The organism is Paenibacillus sp. FSL R5-0908, from assembly GCF_038006245.1.
In the GTDB taxonomy this organism is placed as follows: domain Bacteria; phylum Bacillota; class Bacilli; order Paenibacillales; family Paenibacillaceae; genus Paenibacillus_AQ; species Paenibacillus_AQ odorifer.
Genome location: NZ_JBBOUV010000001.1, coordinates 4,365,492 through 4,378,006 on the forward strand (window position 1 = coordinate 4,365,492; position 12,515 = coordinate 4,378,006).

Here is a 12,515-nt window from a genome sequence, read left to right on the forward strand (position 1 = left end):
AAATAAACGAGCTACGGCTACGCAAAACATTTTAGGAGGTGTCACGGTTGACAAAAAGTACAGGCAAACGCCTGCTGGAATATGCATTGACCGCAAAGAAAACCTTTATCGCAGCCCTTCTGCTGCTTTCAATCGGGGTAGCGGCAGAGCTGGCAGGTCCATTTATAGCCAAAAACATGATCGACAATCACATGCTGGCCATCGAGAAGCCCTATTTCAGCACCACGTCTCCCGATAAGGCGGCTGAATATAACAATAGTTTATACAAACGCGGCGATCGCTTTGAGCCTGGTGAAACTAAAGGCCAAGAAATTCGTGTTCTTCAAGCAGGGAGAAGTTTCTATTTTATTAACGAAGCTGTAACACAGCCTGACGGTGAACGACAGTTCATCGATGGAGAGATGCATATCACCCGTGGTGATAATGAAGTTATCTATCCGGCGGTTAAGCTGTCGGCAGATGAGCTGTTCGCTTTTTACAAACCCGAGCTTCCTGGGATCTATCAGTTGGTGGGAATGTATGCTATTTTTCTTGTAATCTCCATCTTTGCTGAATTCGGAAAAACCTACTGGCTGCAATCTTCGGCGAATCAGGTAATCCGGAAGCTGCGGACAGATGTATACGCGCATATCCAGCGACTACCCGTTCATTTTTTTGACAATTTACCTGCTGGTAAGGTAGTGTCGCGGGTTACAAATGATACCGAGGCGATTAAGGATCTATTCATTGCCGTCCTCTCCAATTTCAGCACCGGTATTATCAATATAACTGGCGTATATATCGCTCTGTTCTTACTTGATGTCCGTCTGGGTCTGATCAGCTTGTTCATTGTACCTATTCTTGTGCTGTGGATCGTGCTCTATCGCAAAATTGCGACCAAATACAATACGATCATTCGCTCACGTCTAAGTGAAATTAACGCCATTATTAATGAATCGATTCAGGGGATGTCAATCGTCCGGATATTCCACCGTCAGAAGCAGCTTAGTGCAGAATTTGAGAACCTGAACGATGATTACTTGAAATATCAGAATAAAATGTTAAATCTGAATGCCTTCACGTCCCACAATCTGGTGAACTCACTTCGTAGTCTCTCTTTTGTGATGGTGCTTTGGTATTTCGGACATGGCAGTATTACTGGTTCAACCTTTGTATCCTTAGGCGTACTGTATGCCTTTGTCGATGTGCTCGGACGTTTGTTCCAGCCTATCACAGGTATGGTGAACCAGTTGGCGAACCTGGATACTTCTATGGTATCTGCGGGACGTGTGTTTACGCTTATGGATGAACCTGGAGAGAACGTTACGGACGGCTCCATGCCACGCTACAAAGGGAATGTGGAATTTAAGAATGTATCTTTTGCTTATAAAAAAGACTACGTCCTGCGCGATATCTCCTTTGAAGCACGCCCGGGTGAAACTGTCGCTCTTGTAGGTCATACGGGTTCCGGCAAAAGCTCAATCATCAATTTGTTGTTCCGGTTCTATGATCCACAAAAAGGCGATATTACGATTGACGGGCAAAAGGTTACGGATATTCCAAAGCAGTGGCTACGGAATCATATGGGCATCGTACTGCAGGATCCGTACCTCTTCACGGGCACCATTGCTTCGAACGTCAGTCTAGGGGATGAACGAATTTCCCGTGAACGGGTAGAACGAGCTTTGCGTGAGGTTGGTGCGGATAAGTTACTTGCTCATCTTCCACAAGGATTTGATGAACCTGTCATCGAAAAAGGAAGTACTTTATCTGCAGGTCAGCGGCAATTGATTTCTTTTGCGAGAGCTCTCTCCTTTGACCCAGCTATTCTCATTCTTGATGAAGCTACCTCCAATATCGATACAGAGACGGAAAGCGTCATTCAGGATGCGCTGGAAGTTCTCAAAAAAGGACGCACCACTTTCATCATCGCACACCGCTTATCCACGATTCGCAGTGCAGATCAGATTCTAGTCCTGCATCACGGAGAGATCGTAGAACGCGGCAGCCACGATGAACTGATGGCGCTTGGCGGAAGATACTTCCGGATGTACCAGCTGCAAGTAGGTGCTGCTGCTAACAGCTCTGGCGATAACGCTGGCGCAAGCAACCGTCCAGCACTCGGAAACTTGCAACCCTCTCTTGAGAAAATGTAATTCCCAGATTTCCAGCCCTGAGTCACTTCATTGTGATTCAGGGTTTTTTCCTGCTTGATATTAGAACAGATGTTCTGTATTATGGAAATTAATACATAACCTTGGAGGAGCAAAGTATGCTTACTTATAATTTGACTAAGAAACAAGCTAGGCTTTTTCTGCTATCTCATCAAAAGTTAACTGCTGGAGCTATCCCTTCTGGAAAACATAGTATTTATGACTATGTTCGTCACGTAGGCTGCATCCAATATGACCCCCTTAATATCGCTGGCCATAATCATGAGCTGGTCCTTCAGGCACGGATTCCGGGATTTACGCCAGAACTGGTCCAAGAGCTTCTGTATAAAGACAGGCTGCTCGTTGATGGCTGGGACAAGAACATGTCTATTTATTGTACGGAGGATTGGCCTTATTTTAAGCGGAGAAGAACTGCTGCTGCCTCCCATCATCAGGCTAATGAGCCTGTAATGGTCGCTGTAGCACAGGTTCGTGAAGAGCTTCAGAAGCGTGGTCCTCTCTCCTCTCTGGATTTAGACGGAAAGGAGAAAGTAGATTGGGCTTGGGCTCCGACAAGATTATCACGGGCTGCAATGGAAAGCATGTACTTTTGGGGAGAGATTGTTGTCCACCATCGTGTACATACCCGGCGATATTATGATTTCGCTGAACGTTTGTTACCCTCAGAGCTGCTGAGTTCAGCCGATCCAAATGTCACGGAAGAGCAATTTCACGATTGGTATGTGTTACGTAGAATAGGAAGTATCGGCTTGTTATGGAATAAATCTGGAGACGGATGGCTGGGCATATCTGGACTGAAGAGCAAAGAGCGTGCTGCGGCGATTCAGAGATTGCTGGAGAAGGATAGTCTCAGAGAGGTTTGGGTCGAGGGGATTAAGGTTCCGCTTTATATCCGCAGTTTAGATGCTCCAACCTTGGAGTCTGTGATGCTGCAAGAATCCGAAGAGACTGGGCTTCAACCACGTGATTCATTTGCGGCTGTTTTGGCTCCGCTGGATAATTTGTTGTGGGAACGCGAGCTGGTTCGGCAATTATTTGGATTTCATTACCGCTGGGAGGTCTATAAGCCGGCAATAGAACGAGAATATGGTTACTATGTACTGCCAATATTATATAATGATCGTTTTGTTGGCAGATTTGAACCGGTGATGGATAAGAAGAGCCAAACATTGAATATTAACAATTGGTGGTGGGAACCTGGAGAAAGCCTAACACCGGAGATGATTCCGGCATTAGGCGAAGCTTTAACTGCACTCTCTCGCTGTGTTAGAGCTTCTTCGGTTCATTTTAGACCAGAGGTTGTAACAGCTTGCGGCTTAGAAGGATTATTATAATAAGTTTTCCTCCTCTAACCCAAGCTTCGTGAACATTTCTGTGCAGTAGCCTTGCAGTTTAACTTCAAGTCTACTTGCCTTATTTTTAAATCGTTTCAGCTCCCGAATCATTTTAGCCCTTCCGGCAGGCGTAAAGGTTTCCTGTATACGTTCTTTAAAGTAATCATGAACGATGTAATTACGTTGTTTCCACACTTCCTCCAACTGAGCGGTTTCTTGCTCCGAGAATGGAAAATGATGTTGGATTTCTTTGATGAGTTGGCCGAGTGAATTGCTGAGTTTTCGCTGATAAAGGTCTGTCAGATCTGCTTCTGTTGGCGTTTTTCCTTGTGATAGCTTAGTAAGCAATAGCAAGTTGGTAAGCTGCTGCTCGAGGGCCTGTCCATAATAAACTGCCAGTCCAAAATAGGCGAATAACTCTTTCGATTGTTCACTCTCAGGTACATATGTATCCTTCATCTTTTCCCCCACTTCTATATCCTTGTTCCTTTTATCTATACAAGTTATGTTTTGTTGTAATCCCTCTGTCTTGATCTGTACAAATAAAAACCGATAAGCAGTGTTATATATACTAATGCATGTGCAAAGGAACCTAACAACTCCGCTAATGACAATGTATCAGCTTTCATCATGGCCTCCATTACAGGAGTTACTGGCGGCAACAACCAGATCAAAAAATGAAATATACCAGGCAAACTTTCGCTGATTTGTGCTCCGCCCAGTGATAGTACAACGATAGCTAACAACATACCTGTTGCGTGACTGCCTTTTTGAACCCATGAAGATTGAAAGAATAGAGCTATAGCCACACCAAGCATACCCAATAATCCATGTCCTATGAGCGCTAGAATTAACCGATATGACCCGGGTGATTCTGCGAAATGACCCGTTACCCAAGGATATAGGACAATCAATAGATCTAGCAGCAACGTTAGAAAACAAAGCGTTAAGATACTACCTGCACTATGTTTTGCCGCACTTCGCATGTGAACAACTGCAATCTGCCGATGAACAGCGTGCTCATGATTCAAAAAACTAAGACTCATCCAAGCGCAGCTTATAAAGAGCATTACTGCTGTAGCGGCATAGCTATTCATAACTGGATTAGGCTTATAAGAATACAATATCAAGACTGCAATCACAATCCCCGCTAACGGGCCGAAATAACGCTGAGATCGAGTATAACTTCGCAGCATGTAAACGATAAACGGATACACGTTAGCCCCCCTTGGTTCAACTCCTAGGATTCATCCATTTTTCTAAGTCATGCGATCCTCCGCGAGGTTCTACCGATTGTATTGAACCACCCGACTCCAAGATAACCCGCAAAAAAGTATCTGATTCTGAACTTGTTACTGTCAACGCTGTACGTGCTATGTTACAACTATCCTTAAACGTATTTATTGCAATGAAACCTGCCATTTCCTTCAATTGCTGCAATTTCTGAATCGACAGATTAGACAAAAGTATGTATGTAGAGGGTTTAAAGTTCAGCTTCTCTGACCCCTGAATTGACTTTACAATTTTCCCTTCATGTATGACATGAACCTGATCCGCAAGCAATTCAATCCATTGGGGTTCATGTACAGAGAAGACTATAGCAGTACCCTTATTTCTCAAACCGATGAGCAGATCAGCTAACTTATTCATTGAGGGGAGATCAAGGCCCGACATAGGTTCATCAAGAAGCAGCAACGAGGGACTTCCCAACAAGCTTTGAATCAAATTAATTTTTTGCAGCATTCCTTTGGAGAAATTTAGCATCAACTGCTTGCGAAAGTGCTCCAGTTTAAAAAGTTGAAATAACGTTGTTAGCTCCTGCTCGATCAGGACTGGCGCAAGGCCGCTAATCTGCCCCATACTTCGCAAGTACTGCTCTGGGGTTAGCTTCAATCCTGGAAACATCTCAGGTGCATAACCAATTCTCAGATTTGGATCCTTACAAGTCAGCCTTCCTGAGGAAATATGGACTAGTCCAGCTAAGATTGACAACAAGGTACTTTTACCGGATCCGTTTCGTCCGATCAGAGCAGTTGCAGTCCCCTTCTCAATAGTGAACGATACATCTTCCAATACGGGTCGGCGTCCATACTGTTTACTGATCTGTTCTAATTCTATTAGGGAAGTAGCAACACCTATACTACCGCCGGAAAAGTTACGATCTACTAAGTTCGCCACTTAACATTCTCCCTTCATATCTACTGTTAATTCTCCGGTTCCCTACGAATTTCCTCTTCTAGGAATCAAAAAAAAGAAAGAACTGCCATGGCAGCCCTTTCTAAAACTTACTTTCAATCCAGTATTCCTCCTCTTTTTTCCTACCAATCGCATGAGTCAAACAGACCTGGATATAAAAAACCAGACTATTGCTATATTTCTACAGCAGCAGTCTGGCTATTAGTTCATATATGAGAGTTAAGTTATACGATCCTACGCATATACCTCAACAGCATCGCTAATCAAACGGCATGCCTCTGCAGCTTTACGGCAGGCATTAATACATTCTTGGCAGTGATTATGTATATGCTTGCTGCTCTCATCCGCGCATGCTTCACATATTTCTGCACATAGTTTTAGAATTCCAGATACAAACGGACTTTGACGGGTCATTGCTTGAATGGCATAAGAACAAATATCCGCACATTCACGATCGAGTCGCATGCTCTCACGAAGAGATGCAAGATCATATTCTTTTAGGCTTGAGACATAGCTGTAGTTACAGGCATTCATACTTTCGAGACAAGCGTCAATGCACTCCTGATATTGAATTCGGGTCATAGCCTTCAACCTCCTGCATTTTTAATGGTATGCCTTACTATTAACCTACAAGATTAGGAATGAACCACAGCTTCTTCTGAAGCAGAACGGATTACAGGCTTCTTTTGATCGTACCAGGCCGAACTAAAATACGTCCTTCCATCTCCAGCAGCTTCGTACGTAACTCACTGGATGAGAAATGTTCCCCGATAAATACAGCCACATCTGGCACTTCGCCTTGAGGTGTGATTTTCATAAAATCAGCTTCACGGTAAGCATATTGAAAAAGAAAACGACTGGAGGTGTCATTAAAGGTCACAATGCCTTTAGCCCTATAAACATCACGCGGAAGCTCCTTGACGAACTGTTCAAAGGTCTCGCTGTTGACAGGTCGTTTGAAGTAATGTGTGTATGCCATCACGTGATCGTGGGAAGCATGGGTGCCTCCTGAAGGTTGCAGAGCTTCCTCATGCACATGGCTTTCGCTGTCGCTCTCTTCAAGCTGTGTATCCGTAAGAACTCCACCTGCGCTACGCAGGAGCTCCTCTGTGTCGATCTCACAACGCTCCGCTGGCATAATCGGTGCATAAGAATTCCATTTTCGCAGAACGGTTGTGATCTCTTCCGCCTCATCAGCTGAGACACGGTCAGTTTTATTCAGAATCAAAACAGAGGCGCAGCGAATTTGCTCCTGCATCAGTCGATAGGTTGCGCCCTGCTGCGCACGGTACAATTCGAGCAGATGCGCGGCGTCAACGACGGTGATCAAGCTTTTCAGCTCTACTTTTTGATACAGTGAAGTTTCGGTTACGCCATCTACAATTTCCAGCGGGTTCGCCGCACCTGTGGCCTCAATAACAACAACATCCGGTGATTCCTTCTTGATAAGAGTTGTTAGCTCTGTACTGAGATCTCCTCGGATAGAACAGCAAATACAGCCGCCGAGCAGCTCTGCCATAGGAACGGTTTGCTCAACCAGCAGCCCATCCAGATTCACTTCACCCAGCTCATTCATCACTACTGCCGGGCGTAATCCCTGATCTTTCCAATGTTCCAGCAGGCGCTGCAGCAGGGTAGTTTTGCCGCTTCCCAGAAATCCTGACAATATATACACAGGTACAACCTGTTCCATGATTCATCGCTCCTTGCAAATTACGGGTATGGTAGCGAGTTTACTACATGATGCCAAAGCACGCAAGCGGCATCCCTATAACCTCAAAAGATTAGCGCTGGATAACGAAACTTGTCTTTGCTTCCCCCATAACCTATCATGAGAACATCTCTAATTTAGGAGCTGATCTCATTGTCATCCGTTGAAGAACATCGGAAGGAAGCACCACAATCCGTTTCCTGCTATATCATTACCGTCTCAGACACCAGAACTACCGAAACCGATACCGGTGGAGCATTAATCCAATCCATGCTTGAGGCTGCCGGATATGAAGTTATAGGGCGCACCATTATCAAAGACAACTATCAGGACATTCGTGAACTACTTTATAAAAACGCTGATCACACTGGAGTTGAAGCCGTGCTGCTCACGGGTGGAACAGGAATTTCTCCCCGTGATACCACCTACGAAGCAGTTTCATCCTTGTTGGATAAAACGCTGCCGGGCTTCGGTGAAATTTTTCGAATGATAAGCTACACAGAGGACATAGGTTCGGCGGCAATCCTTAGTCGAGCAATTGCAGGTACGATTGGCAACACAGCTATTTTTTCTATGCCCGGCTCCACTGGAGCCGTTAAATTGGCTATGGAACGGCTCATTATCCCGGAGCTTCGTCATGTAATGCGAGAGATATACAAACAATAATCCCACCCATTTTTTTATAAACTAGACAAATAACCAAGCATACCTTTGTTCTGTGCGTATAATACGGTAAGTTCACACACAAAGGAGCTGAAGGAAATGTCAGAAGAATGTCCAAAATGTCCGGCCCAAACTGTCACTGACCCACCTAAGGTGGTTTATCAAGATTATTACCACCCTCAAGTTGTGAATGTTATTCACCCGGTAGAAATCGTTAGACGCCATCACTGTGTCCCAGTTCCTCGCCATTGCTACACCTATTCTGTTAAAGATATCATGTGCGATAACACCATGATGCCTAGAGGCAGAAGATAACTCTACTTCATAACTCTATTAAAAGAATCCAATAAGTGAGAGAAACATCCATGATCAACGCATGGGGATGTGCTCTCGCTTTTTTCTGCATAAAAGATTTGACAAACTTGACCATTCCCCCTATAATTTTGAACACTTTACGCGAAAGTGGTTTTTGATTAACCAGACAGTTAATCGGAAAGGAAAGAGATGAGCTCACTCCAAACTTTAAATCGAAAGATCAAAACGGTCGTCAGTCCTTTTCATGAGTTATTATGCAGTCTGCATGTCTTCCATCAACCAGAACACCATCCAACAAGATTACATTGGGCTCTGGAGCTCAAGAAAAGGATGCCTCTTGCTCTACAGGAGAACATCCACACACTTGGGCAGTTGTCAGACCGTTGGATCGCTTTGCTAGATTTACCGGACCGTATGGGTGTCCCTATTTCTTGCAATCAAGGAATCACCCTACTCAAAAAACTTCCGGATGCAGAGCTAGTCTATCTATTTATGAATCAAGAAATTGCACTAAGTATCATAGTCGAATGGCTGAATGAATCTGAAAGCAAGCGTTCGCTGATGAAGTTGAGCGGAAACGTGAAGTACCTGATAAACAATCTGGCTGGTGTTCGCAAGCTGTTAATCTCAACATTAATTACATACGAACAAGATTACTTTGAGAAGGAATGGGACTATATTGAACCATTTATGAACATCTCAGCCGCTCAGTTTCAAGACTTAGCCAGTCGTTCCCCGGAAAAGGCACTAAATACGCTCCACCCACGTCTCCTCTCGGAGAACAGGACTCTAACAGTACAAAAGGCTGTAACGTATTACTTTCCTTATGACCAGCTTGGACAAGTGTACGTTTTTCCTTCTACATTCATATTTCCGCATCTGCTTGTTGGCTGGTTCGAAGACACTTTATTTTTGCCTCTCACGGTGGATGTTCCCGGTCTTGCCTTTAGTGAGGGACCGCCGAGTGACCTGTTGCGCCAACTCAAAGCTTTAAGTGATGATACGCGGATGCGAATACTGAAACTGCTGTGGAAAGGGCCGCATTGTACCAAGCAGCTTGCGCCAATATTGGGTATTTCTGAAGCTGCGGTCTCTAAACAGCTAAAACAACTAAGTGAAGCTGGATTTACCCAATCACAGCGAAAAGGGAATTATTTATTTTATTCAGTGAACAAAGAAGTCTTTGATAATCTGCTCATCCTGCAAAGGCAGTACCTTGAACAATGAGGTTAATGAAAGGTGTGAGTACATATGTGGCATATCGCTATCGCAACCCTAAAAAGAAACCAAAAATCTAATCTTAGAGCCTTTCCCTGGACCTTTACTTTCGGACACATTATTGATGGAGTTTATCTAGTCATCATCTCTTATTTTTCTTATGTGTATCTAATCAAAGGGGATATAGATTCAAAATTTGCTATCTATAGTGGCAGTGATGACTATCTGACCTATGTAATTATTGGAGGTATGCTCAGTATATTTTCCGTCAGTATGATGATGAATGTATCCAGGGCACTTATTACCGAATGGAGAGAAGGTACACTTGAGGCACTGTTGCTCTCCCCTTCAAGCCGGAGCGGTTATTTTCTAGGAAACGCAGTCCAGCAGTTGTATCGAAGTGGGGCGGAATTGCTGGTGGTTCTCTTCTTTGGTCTTTTAACAGGACTTCGGCTCCCCTCTGTCCATTTCATATCTGTCCTCGTGGGAATTTTGCTGTTTTTACTATCTTGTTATGCGATGGCGCTGGTGCTAGGAAGCATTATGCTTTATACAAGGGACACCTTCATTGTGCAAAACACTCTATTTACGCTAACTGCTCTACTGTGTGGATTTCAGTTTCCAAGGCAATACTTACCTGACTACTTGCAGGCTATAGGTGAGATCTTTCCATTGACCTATGCGCTACAACTCCTTCGAGGTTCGCTGCTAACTGGAGAAGCAATACGATTACCTGATATATGGCCAATCATACTGCTTAGTGTTGTATACATAACGGTTGGTCAATGGACAAATCGGCGCATAGAGCGCGGGTTGTTCGAACGATTCTAAAACCTTGGAGGGGTGAAAAGCATTGATTAACATGCATGAAGTAACTAAAATTTACGAGAGTAAACATAAACTGGGCTGGTTTCGTTCGGAAAAAAGATCAGTGACAGCAGTGAAATCACTATCTTTAGATATCGCCGCGGGGGAAATCGTAGGTCTTCTCGGTCTAAATGGCGCTGGAAAAACCACTACAATACGTATGCTTTCTACTCTCCTAGAGCCAACCTCCGGCAGTATTGAAGTCGATGGAATGTCACTACACAAGAATCGACAGGCCATTCAGCAAAAAGTAAATATGATCGCCGGAGGAGAACGAATGTTGTACTGGCGACTCACTGGCAGAGAGAATCTTGAATACTTCGGTAAACTCTATGGAATGAACAGCTCTCAAATCGCTAGAGAAGCAGGACGTCTTCTAGAGGAAGTAGGTTTGACCCAAGCTGCCGACCAACCTGTTGAGCAATATTCTAAAGGGATGAAGCAACGGCTGCAAATCGCCCGCGGACTTATCAACGATCCACAATACTTATTTCTAGATGAGCCCACACTTGGCCTAGATGCCCCCATTGCCAGGCAGCTTCGCAGTACAATAAGGAAGCTTGCACTGGACGGTGGAAAGGGTATCCTTTTGACCAGCCATTATTTACAAGAGGTCGAAGAGCTCTGTGACCGAGTTTATGTACTGAATCGAGGCGAGCTTCTGCTCTGTGACAAACCCGAGCGGATTGTTCATCAGGTTGCAGGCTCGCAAACTGCTCATTTAGAGGTTACAGGCTGGCATGAATCACTTCGTCCAAAGCTACTGGAGCATCTACGAACATTTACTCAGCCTGCAGAATTAATGGCTGTCTGCGCAACAGAAAAACTTGAACTTCGAAGTGATGGACTGCAGCGCATTTCTGTAAAGACACCTTCGGCTGATAGGATCATTACAGAGCTGCTGCCATGGACTACGGAGCATGGGCTTAGCATTAAAAGCTTCGCATCCGAAAAACCAAATCTGGAGGATGCAATTATCCTCCTTTCGGAAGGAAGGGTATCATGAACTTACATAGCTTATGGTTTACCCTTAGCGCGGAGATCACTAAGCAGCATCAAAATAGAGTTAAGGGACGCGCAGTGTTTTTTTCACTTTTACTCTGGCCGGCGCTCACCTTTTTAACCACCTACTTTACCATGCAGCCCTTTAGAACCGGAGCAGGATCAGCACTCTCAAAAGTAATCCCAGATGGACGGATTCCCCTTTTTCTGCTGAGTGGATATCTCGTCTTTCAGTTATACTGGACGGTTGTGCAAGCCGCATGGTTATTCGAACAAGAACGCAAAGGGGGCACACTGGAGGTAGTGTTCCTAACTCCAGCGTCAAAAATGGCCTTCCTGTATGGACGTTCCGTATATTCACTATTTCACGGAATATGGATGTTCGCTTGCTTCTCCATTCTGACTTTCATTTTTCTTGCGGATGTAACGACTGTTAACTGGGGCGCCTTATTACCTGTATTAGTACTTATCATGATATCAGCGGTTATATGGGGAGCTTTGCTGTGTGCGATATCTCTATTCTCCAGGGATTCAGGCCTACTCTATTACATCTTTCAAGCACCAATGGAGCTGTTTGGCGGGGTTCGTATTCCACCAGCAGTATTTCCAGCATGGGCAACGGGTTTATCTCTTCTGTTTCCACTCACGTATAGTCTGGTTCTTGTGCGCGGGGCGTTATACGATAATATTGGCATTAGCTGGTGGTGGGCTCTAGGTGCTTTAATCATAGGCAGTGCTTTTCTTGTCATTTGTACCCGCTATCTTCTAGTTAGAGCTGAACAACATGCAAGAGTAAAAGGGAACTGGACTTTATTCTAACTGTAAATGACCATGTCTTTAACACATAGGACCTAAGAGACGTTATTTGCCGGTTTTTAGCTTTTTCAGAAGTTTCGCGGACTCCATGGACACTATTCCTTCAAAAAGGGTTCATATTGGGAGTTTTTAGGGCCGATAACTGCTATGTAGTCCGTTACAAATCCAAATGGGAAAGAAAACTATGTTTAAGGTCAGTGGTGTCCGATAACTGCTTCTTACGCGCAAATGCTCCCTAAT

General features: G+C 44.4%; 12 protein-coding genes. 7 read left to right on the forward strand and 5 right to left on the reverse strand.

The window, feature by feature from the left end:
* Positions 1-47: 47 nt before the first annotated feature.
* Together MKZ09_RS19960 and MKZ09_RS19965 are read left to right on the forward strand one after the other, a co-directional pair.
* Positions 48-2,135, forward strand: a complete 2,088-nt coding sequence (locus MKZ09_RS19960) for an ABC transporter ATP-binding protein (protein ID WP_076200786.1) — start codon at positions 48-50, stop codon at positions 2,133-2,135.
* Positions 2,136-2,251: 116 nt separating this feature from the next.
* Complete coding sequence (locus MKZ09_RS19965) at positions 2,252-3,487, forward strand: winged helix-turn-helix domain-containing protein (RefSeq protein ID WP_076200783.1); 1,236 nt, start codon at positions 2,252-2,254, stop codon at positions 3,485-3,487.
* Here MKZ09_RS19965 and MKZ09_RS19970 read toward each other — a convergent pair.
* The 5 genes from MKZ09_RS19970 to MKZ09_RS19990 all read right to left on the reverse strand — a co-directional run bounded on the left by MKZ09_RS19970 (position 3,482) and on the right by MKZ09_RS19990 (position 7,376).
* Entirely contained in the window at positions 3,482-3,946 is a 465-nt protein-coding gene (locus MKZ09_RS19970; protein WP_038571625.1) for a hypothetical protein, read from the reverse strand. The two genes, MKZ09_RS19965 and MKZ09_RS19970, sit on opposite strands and share 6 nt — an antisense overlap.
* Before the next feature lie 44 nt (positions 3,947-3,990).
* On the reverse strand, positions 3,991-4,704 hold the full coding sequence (locus MKZ09_RS19975; RefSeq protein ID WP_076133806.1) for a hypothetical protein: 714 nt from the start codon (positions 4,702-4,704) through the stop codon (positions 3,991-3,993).
* Between the two features lie 16 nt (positions 4,705-4,720).
* Positions 4,721-5,665 (reverse strand): ATP-binding cassette domain-containing protein, encoded by a 945-nt coding sequence (locus MKZ09_RS19980; RefSeq protein ID WP_076200780.1) that lies wholly within the window; start codon positions 5,663-5,665, stop codon positions 4,721-4,723.
* Between the two features lie 252 nt (positions 5,666-5,917).
* Positions 5,918-6,265 carry a four-helix bundle copper-binding protein gene (locus tag MKZ09_RS19985; protein WP_036688030.1) on the reverse strand — a complete coding sequence of 116 codons (348 nt, stop codon included), beginning with the start codon at positions 6,263-6,265 and terminating at the stop codon, positions 5,918-5,920.
* 91 nt (positions 6,266-6,356) lie between these two features.
* Positions 6,357-7,376, reverse strand: a complete 1,020-nt coding sequence (locus MKZ09_RS19990; protein WP_076200777.1) for a CobW family GTP-binding protein — start codon at positions 7,374-7,376, stop codon at positions 6,357-6,359.
* 165 nt (positions 7,377-7,541) lie between these two features.
* On the opposite strand from MKZ09_RS19990, the gene MKZ09_RS19995 reads away from it, so the two are divergent.
* The 5 genes from MKZ09_RS19995 to MKZ09_RS20015 all read left to right on the forward strand — a co-directional run bounded on the left by MKZ09_RS19995 (position 7,542) and on the right by MKZ09_RS20015 (position 12,278).
* Positions 7,542-8,060: a MogA/MoaB family molybdenum cofactor biosynthesis protein gene (locus MKZ09_RS19995; protein WP_076133809.1), complete on the forward strand. Its 519-nt coding sequence runs from the start codon at positions 7,542-7,544 to the stop codon at positions 8,058-8,060.
* Between the two features lie 501 nt (positions 8,061-8,561).
* Entirely contained in the window at positions 8,562-9,599 is a 1,038-nt protein-coding gene (locus tag MKZ09_RS20000; RefSeq protein WP_081394124.1) for an ArsR/SmtB family transcription factor, read from the forward strand.
* A gap of 24 nt (positions 9,600-9,623) precedes the next feature.
* Positions 9,624-10,421, forward strand: coding sequence for an ABC transporter permease (locus MKZ09_RS20005; protein WP_076200772.1), 798 nt, complete (start codon positions 9,624-9,626; stop codon positions 10,419-10,421).
* A 22-nt stretch (positions 10,422-10,443) separates the two neighbouring features.
* Complete coding sequence (locus tag MKZ09_RS20010) at positions 10,444-11,463, forward strand: ABC transporter ATP-binding protein (protein ID WP_218643087.1); 1,020 nt, start codon at positions 10,444-10,446, stop codon at positions 11,461-11,463.
* Positions 11,460-12,278 carry an ABC transporter permease gene (locus MKZ09_RS20015; RefSeq protein WP_076133813.1) on the forward strand — a complete coding sequence of 273 codons (819 nt, stop codon included), beginning with the start codon at positions 11,460-11,462 and terminating at the stop codon, positions 12,276-12,278. The genes MKZ09_RS20010 and MKZ09_RS20015 overlap by 4 nt, the downstream gene beginning before the upstream one ends.
* Positions 12,279-12,515 lie beyond the last annotated feature (237 nt).

Coding starts and splice junctions, on each gene's coding strand:
- MKZ09_RS19965 (WP_076200783.1), top strand. CDS start 2,252: ATGCTTACTTATAATTTGACTAAGAAACAAGCTAGGCTTTTTCTGCTA.
- MKZ09_RS19970 (WP_038571625.1), bottom strand. CDS start 3,946: ATGAAGGATACATATGTACCTGAGAGTGAACAATCGAAAGAGTTATTC.
- MKZ09_RS19985 (WP_036688030.1), bottom strand. CDS start 6,265: ATGACCCGAATTCAATATCAGGAGTGCATTGACGCTTGTCTCGAAAGT.
- MKZ09_RS19990 (WP_076200777.1), bottom strand. CDS start 7,376: ATGGAACAGGTTGTACCTGTGTATATATTGTCAGGATTTCTGGGAAGC.
- MKZ09_RS20000 (WP_081394124.1), top strand. CDS start 8,562: ATGAGCTCACTCCAAACTTTAAATCGAAAGATCAAAACGGTCGTCAGT.
- MKZ09_RS20005 (WP_076200772.1), top strand. CDS start 9,624: ATGTGGCATATCGCTATCGCAACCCTAAAAAGAAACCAAAAATCTAAT.
- MKZ09_RS20015 (WP_076133813.1), top strand. CDS start 11,460: ATGAACTTACATAGCTTATGGTTTACCCTTAGCGCGGAGATCACTAAG.